15 protein-coding genes are annotated in these 23,535 nt (G+C 62.4%); 5 read left to right on the top strand and 10 right to left on the bottom strand.

Going from position 1 to position 23,535, the window contains the following annotated elements:
* The first annotated feature begins 201 nt into the window (after positions 1–201).
* The 3 genes from DF196_RS09180 (at position 202) to DF196_RS13300 (ending at position 2,963) form a co-directional block, all read left to right on the top strand.
* Positions 202–1,374 (top strand): ImmA/IrrE family metallo-endopeptidase, encoded by a 1,173-nt coding sequence (locus DF196_RS09180; protein WP_109057532.1) that lies wholly within the window; start codon positions 202–204, stop codon positions 1,372–1,374.
* Positions 1,371–1,934: a DUF4411 family protein gene (locus DF196_RS09175; protein WP_109057531.1), complete on the top strand. Its 564-nt coding sequence runs from the start codon at positions 1,371–1,373 to the stop codon at positions 1,932–1,934. The genes DF196_RS09180 and DF196_RS09175 overlap by 4 nt, the downstream gene beginning before the upstream one ends.
* A 102-nt stretch (positions 1,935–2,036) precedes the next feature.
* Positions 2,037–2,963 (top strand): hypothetical protein, encoded by a 927-nt coding sequence (locus DF196_RS13300; RefSeq protein ID WP_146194746.1) that lies wholly within the window; start codon positions 2,037–2,039, stop codon positions 2,961–2,963.
* Here the strand turns inward: DF196_RS13300 and DF196_RS13295 are convergent.
* The gene (locus DF196_RS13295) at positions 2,960–4,561 is read right to left on the bottom strand and encodes a hypothetical protein (protein WP_146194745.1); all 1,602 of its coding nucleotides are present in this window, start codon (positions 4,559–4,561) and stop codon (positions 2,960–2,962) included. The two genes, DF196_RS13300 and DF196_RS13295, sit on opposite strands and share 4 nt — an antisense overlap.
* 140 nt (positions 4,562–4,701) lie before the next feature.
* Here DF196_RS13295 and DF196_RS09160 point away from each other — a divergent pair, with 140 nt between their 5' ends.
* Entirely contained in the window at positions 4,702–5,145 is a 444-nt protein-coding gene (locus DF196_RS09160; protein WP_109057528.1) for a hypothetical protein, read from the top strand.
* Between the two features lie 81 nt (positions 5,146–5,226).
* Here the strand turns inward: DF196_RS09160 and DF196_RS09155 are convergent, their stop codons facing one another.
* Entirely contained in the window at positions 5,227–6,222 is a 996-nt protein-coding gene (locus tag DF196_RS09155; RefSeq protein ID WP_109057527.1) for a Gfo/Idh/MocA family protein, read from the bottom strand.
* Between the two features lie 300 nt (positions 6,223–6,522).
* Here DF196_RS09155 and DF196_RS09150 point away from each other — a divergent pair, with 300 nt between their 5' ends.
* Complete coding sequence (locus tag DF196_RS09150; RefSeq protein ID WP_109057526.1) at positions 6,523–8,019, top strand: DHA2 family efflux MFS transporter permease subunit; 1,497 nt, start codon at positions 6,523–6,525, stop codon at positions 8,017–8,019.
* A gap of 6 nt (positions 8,020–8,025) precedes the next feature.
* Here the strand turns inward: DF196_RS09150 and DF196_RS09145 are convergent, their stop codons facing one another.
* The 8 genes from DF196_RS09145 to DF196_RS09110 form a co-directional block, all read right to left on the bottom strand.
* A complete protein-coding gene (locus DF196_RS09145) occupies positions 8,026–8,670 on the bottom strand; it encodes an FHA domain-containing protein (protein WP_109057525.1) in 645 nt (214 codons plus the stop codon).
* Between the two features lie 38 nt (positions 8,671–8,708).
* Positions 8,709–9,509 (bottom strand): variant leucine-rich repeat-containing protein, encoded by an 801-nt coding sequence (locus tag DF196_RS09140; RefSeq protein ID WP_109057524.1) that lies wholly within the window; start codon positions 9,507–9,509, stop codon positions 8,709–8,711.
* 26 nt (positions 9,510–9,535) lie between these two features.
* A complete protein-coding gene (locus DF196_RS09135; protein WP_109057523.1) occupies positions 9,536–10,516 on the bottom strand; it encodes a PP2C family protein-serine/threonine phosphatase in 981 nt (326 codons plus the stop codon).
* Positions 10,513–12,873, bottom strand: a complete 2,361-nt coding sequence (locus DF196_RS09130) for a transglutaminase TgpA family protein (RefSeq protein ID WP_109057522.1) — start codon at positions 12,871–12,873, stop codon at positions 10,513–10,515. Before DF196_RS09130 ends, DF196_RS09135 begins: the two co-directional genes overlap by 4 nt.
* A gap of 338 nt (positions 12,874–13,211) precedes the next feature.
* Entirely contained in the window at positions 13,212–14,438 is a 1,227-nt protein-coding gene (locus DF196_RS09125) for a DUF58 domain-containing protein (protein ID WP_109057521.1), read from the bottom strand.
* A 44-nt stretch (positions 14,439–14,482) separates the two neighbouring features.
* Positions 14,483–15,829 (bottom strand): AAA family ATPase, encoded by a 1,347-nt coding sequence (locus DF196_RS09120; RefSeq protein ID WP_109057520.1) that lies wholly within the window; start codon positions 15,827–15,829, stop codon positions 14,483–14,485.
* 167 nt (positions 15,830–15,996) lie between these two features.
* On the bottom strand, positions 15,997–21,975 hold the full coding sequence (locus tag DF196_RS09115) for an Ig-like domain-containing protein (protein ID WP_109057519.1): 5,979 nt from the start codon (positions 21,973–21,975) through the stop codon (positions 15,997–15,999).
* An 85-nt stretch (positions 21,976–22,060) separates the two neighbouring features.
* Positions 22,061–23,482, bottom strand: coding sequence for a serine/threonine-protein kinase (locus DF196_RS09110; protein WP_109057518.1), 1,422 nt, complete (start codon positions 23,480–23,482; stop codon positions 22,061–22,063).
* Between the last annotated feature and the right edge of the window lie 53 nt (positions 23,483–23,535).

The raw sequence follows: 23,535 nt of genomic DNA, 5'->3' as shown, positions 1-23,535 counted from the left end.
AGGACCGATACCGTTCGCGCTCATTCCCGATGAGGCACCACCACACCCTACGCGCTCAAAAAACGTGAGGCACGTCGGTTCACCAAGAAGAATCTGGTCGATAGGATATTATGAGCCTATAGTTGGTTTCTTATTCAAAGTTGAACGTGTTCTCCGTTAAGGCGTGACTACGTCCTAGATACAGGCTAAGGAGGGGCGGGAATGGCGTCGATTACCGTATACCCTGCCACGCTGCGGTGGGCTGTCAGTCAAAGTGGTGCAGATCCGGAGGCCGTGGCTCATAAAGAGGGTTTGTCTGAGTTTCCACAGTGGCTGAGTGCGGCTGATCCGTTGAGTCTCTCGTTCACCAAGCTGTCCGCAATTGGGTCTGCGCTGCAGGTGCCATTCGGTGCCCTCGTACGTTCTGTTGTTCCTGAGGCGCATGAGGATGAACTGATACGGTATCGCACGATTGACAATCACGGCGTCGAAGCGAGCCGGAACCTTAAGGACACGATTGCCATTATGCGTAACCGTCAGGATTGGGCGCGTGATGAGATGATCGCGCAGGGTTTTGAAAAGAACTTGTTGGTTGGAAGCGTGCCATCTCATGCAACTGCGAATGAGTTGTCCGAATGTATTCGTGAAAAGCTGTCCCTCGAAGCGGGATGGTGCCGACGTAAGAGCAATGACGAGCGGTTCCGTTTCTTGCGCGGTAAGGCATCTGATGCTGGTCTGATGGTAATGGTCGATTCCCGAGCGGGTACGTCCAATGCACGCCGTCTGGATGTACGGGAGTTCCGTGCATTCGTATTGCTGGATGAGGTGGTGCCGTTAATTTTCATCAATCGCAATGATTCTTATGCTGCGATGATGTTTTCCTTATTGCATGAAATCGGCCATGTGCTGCTTGGCTCCAACGAGGTATACAACGATTCCTCCTTCACCGTTGACAGCAGCGTTGAGCGCAAGATCAATCAGGCGGTCGTTTTAACGGTTGTGAATGATGAGGTTGAGTTCCGAGCATATTGGATGGCGATGGTTGCGGAAGGCATTCGCGTGCAGGACATCGCTCATGGATGTGCAAAACGGTATGGCTTAAGTGCCTTGGCCTTGACGATTTACGCGCACCAGCTTGGTCTGGCCGGTGATGAGGACGTGCGTCTGGTACGTATTGCAAGTGAACGACAAGTAGCGAATATGGGCGCGGAATCTGGTTCTGGAGGGAATCAGAATTTGGCGAACGCATCTCATCTCGATACAAGGTTCGTGCGCATGATTCGCGATAGCGTCGATCGGGGCAGTCTGCCCTATTCTGATGGTCTGTCCTTGCTGGGTATCAAATCCATGCATGCCTATGACGGTCTGCTTAAGGCGAAAGGCTTGGATCGATGAGTGACTTATTTCTATTGGATTCGAATATCTTTATTGATTCTTATCGTGTTCATCACCCATTTTCATATAAAGAATTCCATCCATTTTGGCGATGGATGGAGCGCATGGCTCGTAACGGCAAGATACGAATTCTCGACACGGTGTTCAAGGAGATTACTCAGAAGGACAACAGAGGTGTCCGGGATGAGCTGGCGGAGTGGGCATTCGGTTTGTTTGAGAGCCGACAGCTTTCACACAAGACCGATGGGATCGGCGCGGCTTACGCACAAGTTCAGGATTATCTGGTCACCTGCGGGCTTTACCGGGAAGCCTCATATCGTCAATGGGAGCCGGAGTCAAAAGCTGATCCGTGGCTAATCGCTGCCGCAATGGTCGAGAATGCGATTGTCGTCACCAATGAGCAGGCGGTCCATCCCATGCTCAGCAACCCTTTGAAGAAGGAACCTAAAATTCCTGACGTGGCTGCCGCAATGGGCGTGGATACCATGAACTTGCGCGAGTTCTATGATGCCAGCGGTGAACTCGTTCCGCTGGCATATCCCGTTCAACCGGCATTGTGAACCGGTATCGGAACAGCTGGAATCGTTTTTTAGCGTGTGTGCTCGGTTCTCGGCGATGGCTTCCTTTCGCTCATGAATTTTTGAAGATCAAAGGGACTGAATATGCCGGATATAGGGGACGAACTGATTTACCGGTTGAGGGTTTACGAACCGTCTCAGCACGTCAAAGTCGTTGAGATCGATAACAGCAAGAAAACTCCGCGATATGTAGTGGAGTTTCTTGAGGGAAATAATGCCGGAACGAGAGCTAATGTTCCAGGCAGTAGGTTGCATGGCCCATGGGCGGATGTAGAGCAATTCGATTGGCGAATGGCGCAATGGGAGAAATTCGAGGATGTTGAGCTTACCGAAACGGAAACGGACGCGATGTGTGAAGTATTCTGTTTGCTTATTCCCGAAACCATAGCTCAGTGGGACTGGTCGTACGTTCATTGGTCGGTACAAGTATTGGACGAACTTGGACTGGAACAGCGGATAGGCGTTTCCGTGGATGATGTTTTGGATCAGGTTGCCGGATTCAAGGAAGACGGAGGCGTGATGCTTTCTCCGGAAGGGGGATTGCTTATAGCGCAGTATGCCTGTCGAATTAATCCCATGCCGGTTCTTGCGTGGGTGGATCAAGACGAAAAGGAGTATCGAGATAAATGCAGGAACGGTCATCTTGGCGTAGGGCCGGATAACCGTCCGCATCGAACCGATCCGCAGTGGGAATACCAATGGTATTTGGAGCATGGGCGTCCATTGCATGAATTGCTGCGATGCTGGTGCGGACAAAGAGCCGTGACTATGCATGAACGTTTGGGTGCCGCCGAGGCGGAGAACCATCGGCTGGAGGAATTGCTTGAACAGTTGTTCAGACAGATGGAACAGCACGGGTTTGCTCAATCCGTTGAATATCTCAAACGGAAATATGAGGAAGAACGCATCACCCCCTATAATTATCGAACTTCCGTGGATCGGCCGCTCAGACCTGAGGAAATTCCCGTTCGGGTGGAGTACAGGCGTGCTCCGCGTTGGTGGGGATATTAACGACCTTTCATGATTAGGTTGATAATAGGTTGCAAATCACTCGTCGTTGGTTCCGATAATTCAGGATGGGCACCATCGGGAATCGGGTTGATGACAGCAGCATACTCTCTAATTTCGGAGGCCCATTTCGTCAGTTCATGTCGCTGTGAGGGATGCGTTCGTGCCGCCTGTTCCAAGGCAATGGCATACTCCATCAAGAGATTGGAATCTCGCCAATTTCTTGCTTGTCTGATCATCGAATCCGTTGTCTGTTTACGGCGATATTGAGCCAGAGCCTCTTCGCGAGCGGCTGCAAGTGCTCGTTCGTGACGATCCCGTTTTTCTTGCTCCTGCTGGAGTCGTTCTGCTTCCTTGCGTCGTTGAAGAACGAGATCATTGTGCCGTAGCCGTATTGCTTCAAGAACTTCCGGAAGATCATCTTCCAATTTATGGTCAGTGTTATCGGCCCAATGTTTGCCCCATACTTTGTCCTGATATCCGCTCCAATTCGTGCTGCCCTTCTCTCTGAGTTGAAGAACGAGCTGCTCGCCGGGATACTCGTCATAATCGGGGAATAATATGCCACGGCTGACGAGATTGATTTCCCTGCGGGTCGGCTCATGACGTTGACGTACCAAAGGCTGTTCGAGCCATACGCGGTAGGTGTCATCTCCAAGAGAGATGTGAATTTCATCATGACGTGGAGCGTCAGGCTGGTAATACCGGTAATCATCAGTGACCACGTTGATTGCGGATTCTACGGTCATATTGTCCGCTTCGGCTGCCGTAACCAGTCCGCTCAGACATAGTAAAGCGCGGTGTCGGGTTTCTCCGGTTATCCGAAAGGTTTTGCTGTCCGCCATAGTTTGCACGACGGTATTTTGCTGAGAGAGCCTATGTGGTATCGGAACCGGAGTGAGTACAACGGATTCGCTTGTATCCTTTGGAATAAGTGCGACGCATAGAGTGCAATTATTCGCGGATAGTTTATCCACAAACACGATTTTCATGCCCGAAGGGATTTTCTTGTAACGTTTCGCTGTTCCTGCCATGTGCCGATAATGATGTTCCTCGGATGGGGGAACGGCGATTCCTGAAAGACCGGCTTGGATTAAATCATTGATGAATTGCTCTGTTTTAGTGTTTTTATTGTGCTGTTCGGTAGTGTCGTTGGTTTTCTGCCGTGTCTCAACGTTGTTATGTTGTGGCGGATTGTCTTGTTCGATTGGATGTTTTTCGGTGATACTGACAGTATTATCGGCGGAATCCTGCTTCGGGTTCTCCGGCCGCTTGGGAGACTGCGGATTTCCGCTGGGCATGTTCAAAGAAGGATTGATGGTTTGGTTTGAGATGGAAGTATTTTCGATATTGGTGCCGGATTTATGGGATTCCGTAGTATCCGGATATCGACCATTCTGTAAATAGAATGTTCCATCCTTCGTGAGCGAGGCGCTCCATTGTTTCCCATGCCCAGTAATGGTCACAAGTCCGCGATTGGACAATGCACGTGCGGATATGCGCGGAGAATAGTCATCGAAAACATCAGAAGGGCAGCCTTCTCCGATCCAAACGAGTACTTTATGCTGCGCTGCGGTCAATGGTTCGTCCCGGAATCCCATGACACGATTGTATGACCCTGAGGCATTCGTTGGAAGGCTGTGCTTTATGCGCGTTGTGGATACTATGGCAGTGGACGTACGTTGGGCATTGATGAATAAGGACCAGGCTCTGTTGAACCAAGGAATATCAGGGAGGACGCATGACGCCGATTGAATTGGCCACACGCAGGCGGGTTACCGGGTTGTCTTCGGGAGAGTTCGCCAAACTGTTCGTCACGCTGGAACGCAAGGTGGACGGCGAATCAGCGCACTGGGACGCCTCGGACGTGGAATCGTGGGAGATCGTCGGGCCGCCCGTGACGGCCGAGGAGCACTTGAACGAGACGTTCGCCGCGGCCAACGAATTCGTGGCCACGCTGGCCCGCCGCCTGTACCGTACCGTCATGCCGGGCGGTGGAGTGGCGCCCGAGGAGGGGACGGCCATCACCGCGTTTCCCGATGACCTGACCTTCTGGTCCGCGCAACCGGACTTCGGCGGCATCCCGCATGCGCTGTGGAACATCGCCGCGCTGCAGGCCGCCGAATGGATTCGCAAGGAGACCGGCGTCGTCTGTGAGCTGCACGCGCGAGAACCGCTGGTGTAGGACCATACGAAACGGGAGCGGCGGACGCATGTCGTCCTTTACCGCTCCCGTTGATTATTAGAGGTACTTGGTTCCCGTCCGTTAGTCGCGTTTACTGCTCGCCTCTTCCTCGGGGTAGGTCATGCCCCACTGGGCGCGGCGGATCAGGGTCATCATATCCATCACGTCGCGCGTGTAGTCGAGATGCATGACGGAGCGGTCGCCGGCGATGGCGGCCTCCATGTCAGCCACCTCGTAGGCCAAGGCCTTGGCGGTCTCGCCGGTCTCCACGACCTCGGTGTGGCCGTCCTCCACGTAGGTGATGGTCGCGCGCTCGCCGCGCGGGTAGTCGTAGATTTCCACGAAGCCCTTGTCGAATGAGAGCAGGCCGCGCTTGGGCTGCTTGGCGTGCAGCGACAGCGTGACCGTGGCCATCTGGCCGTCCGGGTTGGTCAGCAGGATGCCGGCCTGCTCGTCCACGCCGGACGGGGCGCGCTTGACCTGCGAAAGGATCTGGTCGGGGGTGGAGCTCATGAACCAGCGCACGAAGGAGAGCGCGTACACGCCGATGTCCAGCATGGCGCCGCCCGCGAGCTCGCGGTTGAAGAAACGGTTGGTCATGTCGTACTCCTTGTAGGAGCCGAAGTTCATCTGGATGAGTTTCAGATCGCCCAGTTTGCCGGAGGCGATGATCTCGTTGAGCTTACGGTACAGCGGCATGTGATAGAGCGTCATGGCCTCGCCGAGCACCACGGCGTTGGCCGCCGCGAGGGCCACCGCCTCGTTGAGCTCCTCGCTGTTGAGCGTGATGGACTTCTCGCACAGCACGTGCTTGCCCGCGGTGAGCGCCTTGCGCAGGAACTCGATATGCGTGTTGTGCGGGGTGGAAATGTAGATCACATCCACATCCGGGTCGGCGAACACGTCGTCGATGTTGTCGTAGACCTTGCCGATGCCGTACTTCTCGGCGAAGGCAACGCCCTTGGCGTGTGTGCGGTTCGCCACCGAATACAGCTTGCGGCCTTCGCCTTCCAGCGCCTGTTCGAGTTGGTTGGCGATGACGCCGCATCCGAGCGTGGCCCAGTTGAGTTCGCGCATAATCGTCTCCTTGTTGCCCTATTGGTCAGACTTTCAGCATACATTCGCCCCGTTCAAGGGCGCACATCGGGGGTATGTCGGGCGAGATGGACGGGGAGCAACCCGGCGGGACGCGCCGGACGCGCAGGAAGGACGGGACCGGCAGGGCACCGGCGTGACGGGGCCGAAGGGCTTCGGATGAGTTTCGCGTAACATTCGCCGATAGCATGACAGATTGTCCTGATCGATCGGCTGACGAATCGGTTGTGGAAGGACGACGGCGTCATCGAAACATCATCGAACATGGAAAGGAACATACGCATGGGCGGATACGACACGCAGCACGCACGGGCGGCACGCGCCGGAGAGTCGGCGGAATCCGGCAAACGTCCGGTCGGCGCGAGGCTCGTGGTGGCGGTGGTCTCGCTCGCGATCCTTACGTTCCTGGGCATCCTGTCCGAAACGTCGCTGAACATCGCCTACTCCACGCTGATGGAGGAGTTCGCGATCAGCGCGTCCGTGGTGCAGTGGCTCACCACCGGTTATCTGCTGCTGCTTTCGGTGGCGATTCCGAGCTCGCCGTTCATGGTGCGTCGCTTCGCCACGCGGGCGTTGTTCGTCGCGGCGGTCGTGATCTTCACCGCGGGCACGCTGTTGGGCGCGTTCGCGGTGAACTTCCCGATGCTGCTGGCCGCGCGACTCGTCATGGCGCTCGGTACGGGCATTTCGTTGCCGCTCATCACCAACATCATTCTGGAGAAGGCCCCGCTGGAGCAGCGCGGGGCGATGCTCGGCATCGTAAGCCTGGTCACCTGCGCGGCGCCGGCCATCGGCCCGGTGTTCGGCGGCGTGGTGATGGAGTACCTGAACTGGCACTGGATCTTCTACACGATACTGCCGTTCCTGCTGATTTCCTTCCTGCTCGGCATGGCCACCGTGCCCGAGATTCGTCATGAGGGCGACGCCGCACAGGCCACCATCAGCGTGCCCTCGCTGCTGTTGGTCGCCGTCGGACTGGCCGGCCTGATCGTCGCGGTGAGCTTCTTCGCCTCGTGGAACGGCGATTGGCGGTTCTGGCTGGTATTGGTCGCCAGCGCGGCGGTTCTGGCCGCGTTCGTGGCGATGCAGCTGCGCATGGAACGGCCGCTGGTGGAGGTGCGCGTCTTCGCGTATCCGGGATTCTCTCTGGGCATGCTGATTCTGGTCATGGCCTCCGGCGGCGTGCTGGGACTGAACTTCCTGCTGCCGATTCTGCTGCAGCGCGGGTTCGGCCTGAGCAGCCTCACGGCGGCGTTGACGCTGCTGCCCGGCGCGGTGGTCGGTGCGATTTCGGCGCCGATGATCGGCGGTGCCTTGAAGAATCATTTCCCGCCGAAGTTCATCGTGATCGGATTCGTGGTCGTCACGGTGATGGATGCCGTGTTCATTCTGATTTCCGGCAATATCTGGGTGATCGCGGTGGCCTATGCAGTGTTCATGGCGTTCTCCGGGTTCGTGCTCGTGCCCGACCAGACGCATGCCCTGAACCAGCTGCCGGCCAGGCTGAACGCCGATGGTTCGGCGGTGATGAACACGGTACAGCAGTTGGCGGGGGCGATCGGCACGGCCGTGGCCAGCACGCTGATCACCGAGTTCGCCGCGGCACAGGTCGCGGGCGGTGCGGGCCAGGCGGACGCCTACCTGCGCGCGTTCCCCCAAAGCATGTGGGTGTTCGCCGGCATGGCCGTGTTCGGCGCGGTGCTCGCCGTGATGATGTTCCGCTTCTCGACCCGTCGGCCGCCCGAGCTCACGGAGGTCGACGCGCAAGCTCGGGACTAGCGAAACTCAGTTCGCCTGTTCGGTGAAGTTGAAGAACTGGTCGCCGATGCGGACGGTGGCGGGGGCGTCGAGCTTGAGCGGCGTGCCCTTGACCACCTGGGTCTCCTGACCGTCCTTGATGATGTAGGTACCGTTGAGTGAACCGTAATCCTCGATCCACAGCGCGCCGTCGGTGTCGATGCTGATGGCGGCATGGTTGCGCGAGGTGGTGCGGGTCGGATCCTCGATGCGTTCCGACTTGGCGCCCTGCGGCACGTCCATGGACGGCTTGCGGCCCAGCAGCGTGCTCTTGTCGATCACGATGGTCTGGCCGGTCAGGTCGTTGTGGAGCAGGTACACCTTCTGCGGTGCCTTCGACGTGAACGAGGGGGAGAGCACGGTGCTGTCCCAGTCCTCGATGTCATGTTCGGCGGCATGCGGGGTGCCTTCCGCGGGAGTCGGGGCATCGGCGATGTCGCTGACCGATTCGGTAGGGGCGATTGCGGGGTCGGTCACCGATTGCAGGGCATCGGCCGCGGAGGTCTCGGGTGCCGACGCGGCGCTGTCCGGCTCGACCGCAGCGTTTGTCGGCTGGTCGGCCGCCTGATCGGTCGGCTGGTCGTCGGCGTACCAACCGAATTCGGGTGCCGGGGGATAGGGGATGAAGGCCATGATGATGCTGTCCTTTCGCTACTTCACCGCATCATGCGTCACTGGCGGGAGGCCAGCGCGGCGTTGATGGCCGGGTCGCCCAGCTGTGCGAGCCAATCCAGCAGGGCCGGGTACGTATTGGGGTTGCGGGCGATGCACACGCGCAGCTCCGGCGCGTACTGGGCGATCTGGGCGATCTGCATCTGATCGGTGGTGGTCAGCGCCAGCTGCACGGTGAAACCGTACGGGTTGGTGACCACCGGCTCCTCGAATACCGGCTGCGGTTGGACCGTCTGCTGAACCGGCTGGGCATAGGTCTCGGCGGCGGGCTGCGCGTAGCCGGCCGCGGGCTGGTCGGCAGGCTGGACGTCGGCCGGCTGATCGGCAGTCACGCCATAGGTTTCGGCATACGATTCTGCCGGCTGATTGGATACGGACTGCAGGTCGGCGTAACCGTCATACGCCGACTGCGATTCGGCGGACTGACCGTCGTCGGTCCAGGCGTCGGCGGCGGGCTGGGCGTCGGTCTGCTGAGCGGTTTCGGACGGTTCGGCGAAGGTCTCCGCGGCAGTCTCCTGACCGTAGACCACGTCGGATTCGGCCGGTGCCTCGGCTTCGGGTGCCTGCTGATCCACCACCGGGCCGCCGATCGCGTCGGCGGTGAAGCCCATCTGCTCCAGGGTCTGACGGGCGCGTTCGTCGCCGAACTCGGCCAGCCAGCGCTTCAGGCCGGGGTAGCAGCGGGGGTTCACGGCCACATTGGCGCCGAACTCCGGATTCTCATAGGCGACCTTCGCCAGCAGGATGGGATCCGCATTCGGATCCTGTACGGCAGCGACCGCGGCATCGTAATCAACCATGGGTTTTCCTCCTTAACTCCGCTCGGCTATGCCGAACGCAACGTCCTGAGTGTTTGCAGTGTTGCGTCCTCGATGACGCCGATTTCCTCACCCGCGTCCAGCTTGCAGGCGCTGAACGCATGGTGTTTGGGCGAGGTCGGCGGCATATCGACCACAATCACAGTGATGTTGTCCGTGCCGCCCGCGTTGAGCGCGGCGGCCAACAGCGCGTCCACGGCCTCCTGCGGGGAGGAGTGGGCGGCGGCGATGGCGGCGATCCGTTCATCCGGCACTTCGCCGTGCAGGCCGTCCGAGCAGATGATGAACCGTCCGGTCATATCCGCCACGTAGACGTCCGGCTCGATGCCGTTCGGATCGCCAAGGCATTGGGTGATGATGTTGCGTGGGATGGTGGCTTCGGCCACTTCCGGCAGCATCTGGCCGGAGTCGATGGCCTCCTGACGCTTGGAATGGTCCCGGGTGATGCGGGTGAACGAGGAGACATCCCAGACGGGCGCTTCGGATGAGCCGGTGCCGGGTACGGGATTCATGTGGTAGGTGCGCGAATCGCCCACATTCACCACATAGGTCTGGTCGATGAATTCGCGGGGAGCCCGGCCGGAGCCATCGGCTGGCGTGTGATTGGAAGCGTCCGGCAGGTCCGGCGAGGTTGGTGAAGCCGACGAATCCATCGGCCTCGGGGAATCCGGTGAATCGGGCGTGACCGGCAGAATCAGACCGGAAATGGTGGTGCCGGCCACGCCGCCGAGCTCGCGGCCCAATTGGAGGATGTCATGCTGCGCGAGCGCCAGGGCGTCGTCGATGTCGGCGCGGTTGCGTTCGGGACGTCCGGCGAGTTGGGCGAACCGCTGGATGGCCAGACCGCTGGCCTGCTCGCCGCCCATGCCGCCGCCCATGCCGTCGCAGACCACGTATACGCCGTGCGAGGCGAGGCCGCTGTCCTGATTGTTCCGGCGTTTCAGGCCCACGTCACTCGCGATGGCGGTGCGGATGGAACCTGAACTCATGACGTCGTTCCCTTCTTCGACGTGCGCCGGACGGTGCGAGACCCCTTTGGCTTCCTGACTGTGGCGCGTCTACCTGACAGTATAACCACGCTCTTGAGTGAAAGCCGGGTGCGAATCCGCCTGAATCGGGGTAGCGCCGCGAGCATCGATTTGCGTACCTTGTCCACGCTCTTCCAATAGGCGGCGGCCTGATTGGAGAGCACGGCCTTGCCGGAGAACGTGGCATAGTCGGCCTCGCGACCCAGTTGGGCGAAGGCCTGCGGGTCGGTGTTGAGCTGACGGGCGATGGACTGGGCCTGATTGCGTCTGGTGCCGGTGGCGGTGATGCCGCTTTGTTCGGCCAGCGCGTGGATGGCGTCCCATCCGGCGGCCACGCGAGTCTGCGGGCTGCCGTGCCTTCTCGCTCGGGCCAGTGCCAGCGCCTTCACCGTCAGAATCAGGCCGCAGACGATGAGCAGCAGCCAAACCGGGCTACCGTAGAGCGCCACCAGACGGGTCACACGCCAGAACTTTGGCCAGAGCAGATTGGCGGAATCGGCGTCCGCGTCCGCTCCGGCCAGGGAACTCTGGCCCTTGGCCTGGGTCTTGTCGCGCAGGGGGTCGGTCAGCGGCACCGGAGGCTGACGGACCAGCGTCTGCGGGTTCGGTGGGGTCAGGTTCTGGTTCTCATCGGGCACCTTGGTTTCCTTGGGCGTGGGGTAGAAGGCCACCCAGCCGAGGTTCTGGAGCTTGATCTCCACCCAGGCGGTCACGTCGTTGCCGGTGAATTCGGTGACGGTGTGGTTGCCGGTCTCCTTCTTGGTGCGCTTGTCCGAGATGCTGCCATCCTCATCCTTGGGCAGGAAGCCCATCACCACGCGCGAAGGCAACCCAAGTTCGCGGGCCATGAGCGCCATGGCCGAGGCGTACTGTTCGGAATCGCCCACCATGGCCGTACCCGCGAGCAGCTTGTTCACGCGGTAGTTGCCGTGGCCGGCCTCGGACGGGTAGTCGCCCTGCAGGCCGTGGGAGAACCAGCCTGATTCCTTGAGGGTATCGGCCAACGCGGCGGCGGCCGCGCCTCCCGAAGCCTGGCCGCCGGCGATCGACGTGGCCAGTTTGCTCACCGAATCGGGCACGTCTTGCGCCTGCGGCTGACTGATACGGGAGGCCTTGGCCTGGCTGACCTGTTTGTCGCTGGGCTTGGTCGGGACGATGCCGGTTTCGGTGTAGGTCAGTCCCTCGTGCGTGCCGGAGGGGATGATGGCCGAATCGGTGTCCGCGTTGTAGTAGAACGTGTCGTTGTTCGACTTGAAATCCACGCTCCTGGCCGCGCCGGCTAATGGCAGCCAGGTGTCGGCAAGCCCCTTGTTCACGGTGAAGGTGGCGGTGAACGGGTAGCCCTTCTCGCTGGTGGCGATGGACGTGCCCACGCGCTCGTAGTTCGAGGAGTCCGAAGCCTCGCTGGAATCGGAGAGGTTCCATACCGAGCCGTCGAAACGGTCCATCACCGCCAGACGTACCGGAGTTCCCGCCGGCAGATCGGTGACGGTCAGGAGCACGTCCTTCTTGTGATCCTTGATATAGGAGCGCATGCCGCTCAGAGGGCTGGTGTAGTCGTACGGGTTCAGCGGCGGGTTGTAGCGGTCGCGCAGCACCATGCGGTCCTGCGGCACCAGCAGCGTGCCGCCGAACGCCAGACCCGCGGCAAGCACCACGATGATCAGACTGGAGATCCAGCGGCCCCATTCGAACAGGTCGAGCCTCCAGGACAGCCACACGATGAGCACGATGGCGAAGGCGGTGCCGCAGATCGGCCTCTGCCAGCCGGTCCCGGTGCCCAGCAACGCGCAGACGGCCACGGCGCACGCCAGCGGTGGCACGCTGACCAGGGACAGCCAGGCGTTGCCGTGGATGGCGAAGATGCCGGCCAGGAACGTGAGCCACAGGCCCATGGTCCATACGGCCATCAGCGAACCGTCCGCGGTGCCGATGGGCGGCGTGATGGAAATCAGGTATTTGAACGAGCCGAACGTCGCCTCCCAGCCGCGGCTCAGGGTCTCAAGACCGGGCACGATATGGGCTGTGGTGGTGCCGTTGAACGCGATCACCGGTCCTACGATGAACTGCGCGAACGCCAGGAACACCAGCTGCCACCACAGTCGCAGGATGGGGCGTGTGCCGGCGAGGGCTATCAGGGCGCCGATCAGCGTGGCCGGCACCGCCGCCGCGGCCCATGCGACGGGTTCGCCGTAGACGTCGATGAGATTGGACAACGCCAGCAGCATCATCGCGACCACGGCCGTCAGACTGATGAGATGACGTCCCCAGGGCTGGCCGGAGCGGCCGATGCCATGGGCCAGGTCCCCATGGGTCATCCAGATGACCGAGTGGGTGGAATCCGCCCATGACCCGGTGGTGGTGTTGGTGCCAAGGGTGCCGCCGAACGTGGCGCCGGAGACGGGGGCGGTTCCGGAGGGCAGTCCTCCCGGTGTCCGGCCGGGTGCGGTGCGTGGCGCGGTGAAGAACCCGGCCGAGGTGCGGGTCGGCTGAGCTGGCTGATTCGGCTGATTCGGCTGAGTCGATTGGGTTGGCCGAATCGATTGTGCCGATTGGCTCGGCTGCCCTGATCGGGCCGGCGCGACGGATCCGGTCGCCCCGGTGGCCCGATACGTGGCTTGGCTGGCGCTAATGGGAGCTTTGCGACGGTTGGCGGTCATGCGAGCACCCCCATGATGAGCGGCAGGTCGTCAAGCTCGCCCACGGTGGCCAGCGTGAAGTTGGCGAATCGCCTGATGCCGCGGTTCGCACCGGAATCGGCCTGCAGCACCACGCAACTGGCGGAGCGGGGCAACGCCATGGTCATGCGCTTGATCTGATCCACGCTTTTGAGCGAACCGACGGTGAAGAAGTAGAACGAGGCGTCCGGGCTGTGCCGCAGCGTGCCTTCGGTCAGATTCGGATTGTCCTCGCGGTCCGGTTCGATGGCGCTGGAGGCGTCCAGGAACTCCATGGCGTTGCGCGGCTGGGCATGCAACTCGCCGGCATGGCAGAAGAGTGGACGGTCCTGGAGCAGGCATTGCACGCCGATGGAGGCGTGGATGGACACGGCCATCTCGAATTCCTGGCTGGTGGCGTAATCGTCGGGATTGACGCTCATGGTCACCGACGTGTCCGTGCGACGTGTGGCCTCATACTGGCGGATCATCAGGGTGCCGGTCTTCGCCGAGCTCAGCCAGTGCACGTTGCGCACGTCGTCGCCCGGCTCGTATTCACGCAGGCCGTAGAAATCGAGGTCGTCGTCCACGATCTGGCCGGAGGGCTGCCCTTCGAGATCGCGCGGCACGCCGGAGCTCAACGTGTTCAGACGCACGGTCTTCGGATGGATGAACACGGTGAGCCGCTCCGCCAGCTCCTTTTCGTGGCGGATGAGTCCGAACGGGTCGCCTTTGCGGATGCGCAAAGGGCCGATGGGCAGGATGGCGCGGGAGACCGTGCGGAACTCCACATCCGTCTGTTTGGCCTGGCCCGGAGCGAGCATCGGGATGGTGAACCGTTCGTGGGCGTCGCCGATCGGCAGGTCGCCACGCGCGTTGGTGGTAGGCGTACGGCCCTTGTTATCGATATCCACCAGCACGGACACCATGTCTCCCACGGTCACCCGCCGGTTGGACGCGGAGATCGCGGCGTTGAAGCGCGTGTTGCCCAGGGACAGCACCACGGCGGAGAGCAGCATCACCGCCGCCACGATGGCGAAGACCAGCAGCTCGTACCAGCCCAGCAACGCGAACGCGATCAGGCATGCCAGCCCCGCCGCCAGCACCGCCCAGCCCAGGGGCGAGACGTATGAGGCGAAGAATCTCCGGACCGTCCTGACGGCGCGTCTGAATGAGCGCTCGCGTCTCCGGCGTCGCCGTGCGATTGCAGTGGATGCGGTATCCATGAAAATCCCTTCCGAGAAAACCTTCTCCTGCAGGAGTGTTTTCGTCATCGTCCGATGGTGGGGGCGGGCACGTCCTCCAGGATCTGGGCGATCAGGCTTTCGGCGGTGGCGCCGTCGAAGGTGGCCTCCGGGGTGAGCGTGATGCGGTGGGCGAGCACCGGCACCGCCAGGTCCTTGACGTCGTCCGGCACCACGTAGGCGCGACCGTCCGCCGCGGCCCAGATGCGGGCGCAACGGGTCAGGGCCAGCGCGCCACGCATGGAGGCGCCCACCATGATCTTCTCGTTGTGACGGGTGGCCTCCACCAGACGCACCACGTATTCTCGGATCGCATCGTCCACGTAGATGTCGGAGGCCACCTTGCGCAGGCTCAGCACATCCTCGCCGGTGAGCACGGGGGAGATCTCGCCGGCGCGGTCGGTCACGTCCAGCTGCTTGAGGATATCCACCGAGACGTCATGGCCCGGATATCCGATGGAGGTCTTGATGAGGAAACGATCCATCTGCGCCTCGGGCAGTTTGTAGGTGCCGAGCTGCTCGATGGGGTTCTGCGTGGCGATCACGATGAACGGCTGCGGCACGGGATGGGTTTCGCCGTCCACGGTGACCTTCTGCTCCTCCATGACCTCCAGCAAAGCGGACTGGGTCTTCGGCGAGGCGCGGTTGATCTCGTCGGCAAGCACGATGGACGCGAAGATCGGGCCCTCACGGAACTCGAACTCGCTGTGCTTCTGGTCGTAGAAGGTCACGCCCACCACATCCGAGGGCAGCAGATCGGGGGTGAACTGGATACGCTTGAAGCTGGTGGAGATGGAATTGGCTAAACCTCGGGCCAGCTGGGTCTTGCCGGTGCCCGGATTGTCCTCGAGCAGGATATGGCCACCCACCAGCAGCGCGGTGACGCACTGGCGGATCGGCTGCACCTTGCCGACCACCACCTTCGAGATGTTCTCCACCAGCGCGTGGAAGGAGTCCTGGAACTCCCTTACCTCGTCGGTGGGTTCCGGCAGTAGCCCGGAATCGATGGCGCCGGGGGCCTGGGAGGCCGCGCGCTGCCGGGTCTTCTTCGGGAAACCCTCGTCGCCCTTCCGTTTCGGCGTGATGGGCGCGGTCTGCGGGCCGGACGGCTTGGACGCGCTTCCGGTGCCCGGACGCTGAGGAAGGCTGGGCTGCACCACGGGAGATGCGGCGTTGGCCTTGGTATCGGACGACGTGGCTTTGGCCTGCCTGCCGCCGGAGGGCTGCTTGCCGCGGGCGTGATCGGACGGGCCATGCGGCGTGGTGGAGAGGCGCGTGGCGTCGGACAGGCGGGTGGAGTCCGAGAATTCGGTGGAGTCCGAAAGCCTGGTGGCGTCGGACAGTTGCGTTGCGTCGTCGATGTGTTCGCTCATGGGGATTGTTCTCCTACTGTTGCTGGTCGTGCTGCCGGGTTATGCCGTCGGCTGTGTTCGGCGGCTTTGGGTGTGTCGGTTATGTCTGTCTGCCATCGGATTGATGTCCGTGCGCTGGATTGGCGAGGGATTCATGGAATATTCGGAACGTATGGGTCGTAAGGTCCTCACCGCCCCGGCGTTCTGGCCAGTCCCAATATCCATGGCGATCTGATCAGTGCATGGGTGCTGGAACGGGATTTGAAGGAGGATGTGGAGGCCTCGCCGTCGGTGTCGGGCTCGACGCCGGGGCGGGTTCCCCGGATCGTGCCACCGGAGGCGGTGTTGTTGAGCCCGCTCAGGCCTTCGGTGCTGGTGACCTTGACGCTCCACCGGTAGTCGTCGTCATCGTCGATGTCGAGGTCGGTCACGTCCAGCGGGCGTCCCGGAGTCCAGTCGAACGCCTGGCCGTTGATGACGATCTGGTAGCGGGCGTCCTTGCCGTAGGTGTCCACGGAACCGCCGGACACCTCGACCACGTCCTTGCTGTCGCCCCACTTGAGACTGCTGGGGGCGGTGATCTTCGCCTTGACCTCATAGACGTACGGCGAGCCCGACGGGCCTCCGGAGACCGGATCGCTGGTCTCGCCGTTGAACACCTGCTCGACCGAGGCCGTGCCGCAGGTGGCCCACGGATCCATGCTGAACGTGGCGGAGGTCTCGTTCTTGCCGGCCGTGGTGGATCCCAGACCGTCCGCGGTCACGTTGAAGGACTGGACGAGGCCCTGCTTGCTCCAGCGCACGGTGCAGGTGCTGCCCGAACCGGAGGTGCGGACGTTCGTGGGCTGCTGCACCTCGTAGACGGGGGTGAAGGACGCCTTGCCGGTCTCCGGATCGGACGGCTTGCGCTTGGGCTTGACCGTGGCGGTCACGGTGATCTTGGACTGGTTCAGATCGCTCTCGTGGACGGTGAACGTGGTGGAATCCTCGGAGCAGGACAGGCTGCCTTCCGTGTCGCCGCCGAACACGATGGCCTGGCAGCCGGCGTTGTGGTTGTCTCCGAGGGTGATCTTGGCCGTGACCTCCTCGTCCTTGTTGGACAGGTCGATGGTCGGCGCGTCCGGGTCGCCCCAGACGTCCGCCGCCTCGGAGGGCGCGGATTCGGCGCCCCAGTTGATGGCGTTGTGCGCCTTGACCGTGGCGGTCACGGTGGTGCCGTCCTTGATGTCGCCGTTGGGGAACGTGAACGTCATCTTGTTGGCCGTGCCGTTGGTTTCCTTGGTCTGGGGTGCGCCCGCGCCGCTGATGGTCACCGAATAGTTGTCCACGGCGCCGAAATCACCCTTGGGGGCGTCCCAGCTGACGGTCGCGGTCTTGTTGCCGCCGGTGACGGTCACATTGGTCGGCGCAGTGGGCACCCGGTCCGGCGTGGCCTCCACCGAGGCGGACGGCTTGGACCAGCCCACTTCGTTCCGGGCGCTCACGGTGAACGAATAGGGCTTGTTGTTGGTCAGTCCCGTGATCTGGCAGGAGGTGACGGCACCGCAGGATTTGCTGCCCTCCGCGCCTCCGGTCCAATCGACCCGGTATTCGGTGATGGGGCTGCCGTTGGCCGCGCCCGGCGTCCATGTCAGGGTCACCGATCCGTTCTGCGGTTCGCCGCCCACAGGGGAGAGGAGCGGCGGTTCGGGCCGGTCGATCACGGAGACGGTGATGGTGCCTGTCACCTGCCGCTCCTTGACCTTGCTGCCATCCTCGACGGTCACCAGCACGGTGCTCGTGGAGGCTCCGATGTCCGAGGCGGCGGTGATGGAGATGCGGCCCGAGGGGTCGCATGCGTCGACGGTGAGTTTGGTGGAGTCGTCCGCCTTGCAGGCCACCACGGTCAGCGGAGAATCCGGGAACGGGTTGTAGGCATCCGCCAGCACATCCACGGAATCGCCGGAACCGGCCTTGAGCTGCAGGGTCTTGCCGCTGATGCGGGCCAGCGAACGGCTGGACGCCACCACGCGCACGGTCACGCCGGCGTTCACCGTGCCCTTCTCATAGTTGATCTGCACGGGGACGGTTGCGGTGGTGCCCGGCTGTGCCTCCTTGGTGGCGGAGATCTGCAGGCTGCCGTTGCCGGACAGCTTCGCCGTGATCTGGTCCGAGGAGGAGGTGCCGCCGGCGTACGTGTACCGTGCGGCTTCGGATTCGAATCCGGCCGGGGCGTGGGTGAGCGCCTTCAGGTCGATGGTCTTCGGATCGGCTCCGGCCTCCACATCGATGGTGGAGGAGGTGAACGTGGGCGGCGGCACGTCCTTGCCCACGATGGTGATCTGCAGCGTGATCACCGCCGAATTGATGATGCGGTTCTTGTCCGTGCCGGGTTTGCCGTCCGTGGCGGTGAAGGTGATGGACGCCGGACCGGAATAGTTGTCCACGGCCGTGAACTTCAGCGTGTGGTCGTTCGCGTACAGATCCGAGTTGGACGCCTTGGTGGCGCTCACGGAGCCGGACGACTCGATATGCGGCTCCTTGCCGGCGCCCACGCGCACGTAGTCGTTGATGTTGATGGTGATGGTCTCGCGCGAGTTGACCTTCAGCTCAGGGGCCTTCGGGCGCAATGTGGGCGGGAACACGCCGTATGCGGGCACCTGGATGAACGCGGTGGAGGTGATGTGGTGCGTGGTGTTGGTCACCGTATACGGCACCGCGCGGGCCTGCGAGGTCAGGTCCACGGTGATGACGGTCGAACGCTTGCCGCCCTTGACGCGCGCATGGTCGGCCGCCGAGGGGTGCACGCCCACCTCGAGCTCGTCGACGGTGCCCGAGGGGTTGGCGATCCACTGGGAGATGTCCACGTCCACGGACTTCTTGTCGATCGTCGCCGCGGAAGGCACCCGGTAGTCGTAGGCGGTGGGCGGTTCGATGGCTGCGTTCGGATCCACGTTCACGGTGAGCGTGGCCGTGTCCGAAAGCCCGGCCTTGTCCTTGACCGTGTAGGCGATGTACGCGGTGGTGGCGTTCGCCGGTGTGGTGAAGGCGATCATGTTGTCCTTCACGTTCACGCCGCTGATGCCTTGAGCCTTGACGGTCTTGTCCACGGTCAGATTGGTGTTGTCGCCGGAGATGTCGTTCTGGGCCACGGGCACGGTGGCGGCCGTGTTCGGACGCAGCGTGATCTCGTCGTCGCGCGCGTACACGCCGGAGCTGGAGGAGCTTTGGAACACGCCCACGCGAATCTGCGCCTGGGCGCGCTGGCCGGTCCAATCCTCCACGGCGTAGGAGAAGGTGTCGGTGCCGGAGGAATCGGGATACGCCTCGTAGATCAGGTAATCCGAGCCGACTTCGGAGATGCGGCCCAGGCTGGGGGCCTTGTTGCCCAGGCCGAGGAGCTGGTCGTCGTCTCCATCCACGTCGATGCCGGTCAGCGTGATGGGGATGCGCACCTTCTGGCCTGCGGCCACCTGGGCTTCCGTGTCATGCGGGGTGGGGGCTGCCTTGCCTTCGGCGTTGCGTGCGTGCACGGAGATGGTGATGGTGGCGGAGGCCACGTTGCGGAGGTTGTCCTCCACCGTGTAGGTGATCGGGAACGTGCCCGTTTCCTCGGATGCCTGATAGCGCACCGTGTCCCCGGACACGAAGGCCAGTCCCTTGAACGTGTTCTTGTCGTACTGCAGATTGTTCTTGAGCTTGACCGTGGTGCCGTCCGGATAGGTCACATGGTCGAGCACATCCACCGAGACGATGCCTCCCGCACGTACCTGCGCGTTGACGTTGGCGGCTTTCGGCACCGAATTCGAGGAGGTCAACGCCGGCGGCTGCAATACGATGGTGCCCTTGGCAGTGCCCGAGGCGTTGGCGACCGTATAGCTGATGGCCACCGGACTGGTGGGCACCTGACGTGCGGTGATGTACACGCGCTTGTGGCTCACGAGCCCCACCTTGATGCCGGAGCCAGCGGGGGCGCTCACCGTGGCCACAGACAGCACGCCGCCCATCGGATCCACGTCGTTGGCGAGCGGCTCCACGATCGCGGTGTTGTCCGCGCCGAGCAGTGCCACATCGTTGGCGGCCACCGGCTTGGCGGCCTCGCCCTCGACCGGCTGCACCTCCACCCGTGCCAGACCGGTGGCGGGCACCGACCCCTGCGTGATGGTGTACGGCACGTAGTAGGTGCCTGGCTTGGCGGCTTTGAACGAGATGGTCATATCCGCCGTATTGGCGGCTGTGGAGGCGCCGTCCGGCGTATCCACTTGGCTCAGCTGCGCGGGTTCGCTGGATGTGCCGTGCACGTAGGAGGCCAGCGTGATGGTGGTGTCCGTATTGGGCGTGGTGGTTTTGGCGATCGGGTCGATGACCGCCGAAAGCGTGTTCGCCGGTTTGATGGAGAAGTACACCAGGCCGGTGCCGCTGGCCCGTCCGTCTGAAACGGTGAGTTCCACGCCCACGCGGCCGGAGGCCAGGGCACCGGTGTTGAAGGTGAGCTGGCCGTCCGCGCGGGTGGAGACCTGCACCTGATCGGTGTTCTGCGGCACCGCGGAGATCAGGGTAAGCGGATCGCCGTCCGGGTCGGTGAAGCTGCCCAGCGCGTTGGCGGTGTAGCTGGCGCCCTGCTCCACATCGATTTCCGGCGGGGTGTCGAACTGGAGCGGCGCCCTGTTCTCCGAACCGGTCAGTTTCACGGTCACGGTGGCGGAGGAACTCTGGCCGCGGCCGTCGGTGATGTCATAGGAGAAGGTCGCGGTGCCGGAGGATGCGGAGGAGGCGTCCAATTGTAGGAACCTGCCATCGTAGATGGGGGAGACGGTGATGTTCTCGCCGCTGGGCGCGCCCACCTTGGTGATGCGCAGCACGGAGCAGTCGGTCTGCTCGTCGTTGCGGAGCACGTCGAGGATCTGTTCGGAGCCGGCTCGGGCTCCGATGGTGTCGTCCACGGCCTTGATCTGACCGGATTGGGCTGAGCAGGTCTTCGAGAAATCGCGGTGGTTGTTGGCCGAATCGGTGTTCTGCTCCTCCTTGGAGGTCTGTTCGGTCTGGATGCGGTTCCACTGGATCTTGATGACCTTGGTGGAGTCCTCGGGATTCCACACGTTGCCGTTGATGACGTCATTGAGCACGGCAAGGCGATGATTGGTGCGGAACACCAGCTGCGAGGTGGTGCTTACCGCGTCGAGGGTCTGCAGTTTGCCGTCCGTGCCCGTGGGGGAGCAGACGCGCACGTAGTTGCTGACCTTCTGGCTCCAGGCGGCCATGACGCAGCCGTTCAACGAGACCGGCTGCGCGGTCTCGCCCTTGCCTCCGTTGGCTAGGAACACGGGTTTGGCGCCGGATTTCAACCTGACCAGAGCCAGACCATGTGGTGAGGAGGCCGCCACCCAGTCGGTTTGGCGGTCATCGGTGGGTGGTGCCTGAAGCGTGAGCTTGCCGGTGGTGTCCACGGTGGCCTTGCCGCCCTTGAACAGAATGTCGGTGCCGGAGGCGATCACCGGCGTCTCGCCGATGACGGTGAAACTATCCGCCGTCTGCTGCCGGCCGCCGGTCAGGGATCCGATTTCCTGCGGGCTGCCGCCCGCATCCTTGATGCGCAGGACCATGCCGTCCGATGGACGGTAGCCGTAGACCTCGCCCGTATGGGTCACGACGATGCGCCCGCCCGAGCCGAGCTCCATCTGCGGATCCGAAGCCGTGGGGGAGACCGCGTCGAGATGCGAGGACTGGCCGGTCCACACATTGCCGGTCTTCTCATTGAGGAAGGCCACCGTATCTCCACCCATCATGGTCGTGGTGTTGGCGCGGGTGTCGGTCTTCGCGTCGGTGCTGACGGTGGAGGCCTTGATGGACGAGGCCCTGTTCGGCTCGGCCAGGATGGTGTCGCTGTTATGTTGCGCCACGTCGAATCGGGGTGCGGAGGAGGCGATGCCGGCGTCCGCCTCACGGTTCTTCACATTGAAACGCGCGGCTTTCCGATTGTTCAGGGACGTGACCCACACGGTGCCGTCGTCAAGCTGGATATGCCGTCTGGTCACCGTGCTGACGATGACCGCGCCCGCCACCAGGCCGATGAGCAACAGCAGCGTGAGCGCTGGCATGGTCCATGTATGGCTGCCGGACGGCAGCAGACGACGGAATGCGGCGCCGATGCGACGCCTGCGATCATATGATCGGGCTGATCTGGCCATCTGGTCTTCCCCCTGACCTTCCTGCTCTCTGTGGTGCCAGTCTAGTGGTGCCGGCGTGTGGTTTCAATGCGTATCGATGACGGGACTACTGCGGTTTGGCCGCGCAGGCGATTGCGGGATTCGCGGACATCTGACGGCTCTCGCGCACGATCGACACCTGGATGCAGGTCTGCGAACCATCCTGCGCGTTCACGGTCACCTGGGTGTCCTTCGTGGTGGTGGTCGCGGCGCTCTGATCGGCCGTACTGCCCTGCATGATCGCCCACGCATAGGTATCGCCGTCCTGTGGGTCGGGATTGGTCCAGGTGAAGGTCACGGAGGAACCGTCCTGCGCGTACGATCCGGTGACGTTCTCCGGCGAGGGCACCTGCGCGTTCGCCGTATCGGTGATCACGTCGTCGTCTTGTCCGTTGCGGTCGCCGTCGTTATCCGACGTACCGGGCGTCGCCAGCTGCCGGGCATCCGAACTGGCGGCGTTGTCCATGCGAGGCCACACCACGAACGCGAACACCAGCCCCACGGCTGTCAACGCCGCCACGATGGAAGCCGCGATGGCCACGGGCTTGCCCCAATGACGTGGCGCGGCCGTCATCTGGCCGGTCTGATCCGTGACCCTGCGGCGACGTTCGATGTCCTTCGGATACGGCGGCATACCCTCCACCGTGACCGGCGTGGCATGACCGTAATACGCGAACTGCACGCGCTGCATGGCCCGTGCGAACTCCAGCGCCGAGTAGTAGCGTTGATCGGGATCCTTGTTCAACCCGCGGCGCAGCACGTTCTCCACCTCGGCCGGCACGTCCGCGCGGTTGATGCGCGGCAGCGGCTGGTTGATGATCAGGCTGATGAGCTCCGACTGCGAACGCGGACGATATTCATGCTGATATGGCGAGCACCCCACCAACAGCGCGTACAACGTGGCCGCCAGCGAGTAGATGTCGGCCGCCTCCGAGCCGTTGGTCAGATGCTGCAGCACCTCCGGCGGCGCCCACGGCGGCGAGAACCCCGTCTCGGTACGGTCGTAGACATCGGTGGAAATGCCGAAATCGGCCAATACCGGCAGCCCCTGCGACGTGATGAGAATGTTGCTGGGCTTGATGTCGTGATGGATGATGTTGCTGCGATGCGCGGTGAACAGCGCGCTCGCCAGCTTGATGCCGAGATCCAGCACCTGTTCGCAGGTCAGCGACTGGGCCTTCATCATGCTGTTGTAGGTGCCGCCCGGAGCGTATTCCACCACGATGAACCCATGCCCGTCCGAGGTGACGCCCGCATCATACACCGGCAGAATATAAGGATGCGATGAAAGCTTGGCCATGAAATTGGCCTCGCGGTTGAACAGGGCCGCCGCCTGCGGATCAAGGGTCTTGGCGCTGACCTTGACCGCCACCGGGCGGGCGGGCATGCGCTGGTGATACAGGTATACGGTCGCCGTGGCGCCACTGCCCAGCGTTTGGACGAAATCGTAGCCGGGCAGCTTCGGTGGCCGGCTCGGTGCATTGGCCATAGTCTTCCCTCTCTCGGGTGCGGATGCGTCTCCACGGCATCCGCTCACTTACC

Origin of the sequence: Bifidobacterium callitrichidarum (assembly GCF_003129905.1) — a bacterium.
Lineage (GTDB): Bacteria > Actinomycetota > Actinomycetes > Actinomycetales > Bifidobacteriaceae > Bifidobacterium > Bifidobacterium callitrichidarum.
This window is presented reverse-complemented; position numbering and strand designations above follow the sequence as displayed.

Excerpts from the sequence above, each read along its gene's own strand:
- DF196_RS09180 (WP_109057532.1), top strand. The coding sequence starts at position 202 with ATGGCGTCGATTACCGTATACCCTGCCACGCTGCGGTGGGCTGTCAGT.
- DF196_RS09175 (WP_109057531.1), top strand. The coding sequence starts at position 1,371 with ATGAGTGACTTATTTCTATTGGATTCGAATATCTTTATTGATTCTTAT.
- DF196_RS13300 (WP_146194746.1), top strand. The coding sequence starts at position 2,037 with ATGCCGGATATAGGGGACGAACTGATTTACCGGTTGAGGGTTTACGAA.
- DF196_RS13295 (WP_146194745.1), bottom strand. The coding sequence starts at position 4,561 with ATGGGATTCCGGGACGAACCATTGACCGCAGCGCAGCATAAAGTACTC.
- DF196_RS09160 (WP_109057528.1), top strand. The coding sequence starts at position 4,702 with ATGACGCCGATTGAATTGGCCACACGCAGGCGGGTTACCGGGTTGTCT.
- DF196_RS09155 (WP_109057527.1), bottom strand. The coding sequence starts at position 6,222 with ATGCGCGAACTCAACTGGGCCACGCTCGGATGCGGCGTCATCGCCAAC.
- DF196_RS09150 (WP_109057526.1), top strand. The coding sequence starts at position 6,523 with ATGGGCGGATACGACACGCAGCACGCACGGGCGGCACGCGCCGGAGAG.
- DF196_RS09145 (WP_109057525.1), bottom strand. The coding sequence starts at position 8,670 with ATGGCCTTCATCCCCTATCCCCCGGCACCCGAATTCGGTTGGTACGCC.
- DF196_RS09140 (WP_109057524.1), bottom strand. The coding sequence starts at position 9,509 with ATGGTTGATTACGATGCCGCGGTCGCTGCCGTACAGGATCCGAATGCG.
- DF196_RS09135 (WP_109057523.1), bottom strand. The coding sequence starts at position 10,516 with ATGAGTTCAGGTTCCATCCGCACCGCCATCGCGAGTGACGTGGGCCTG.
- DF196_RS09130 (WP_109057522.1), bottom strand. The coding sequence starts at position 12,873 with ATGACCCATGGGGACCTGGCCCATGGCATCGGCCGCTCCGGCCAGCCC.
- DF196_RS09125 (WP_109057521.1), bottom strand. The coding sequence starts at position 14,438 with ATGGATACCGCATCCACTGCAATCGCACGGCGACGCCGGAGACGCGAG.
- DF196_RS09120 (WP_109057520.1), bottom strand. The coding sequence starts at position 15,829 with ATGAGCGAACACATCGACGACGCAACGCAACTGTCCGACGCCACCAGG.
- DF196_RS09115 (WP_109057519.1), bottom strand. The coding sequence starts at position 21,975 with ATGGCCAGATCAGCCCGATCATATGATCGCAGGCGTCGCATCGGCGCC.
- DF196_RS09110 (WP_109057518.1), bottom strand. The coding sequence starts at position 23,482 with ATGGCCAATGCACCGAGCCGGCCACCGAAGCTGCCCGGCTACGATTTC.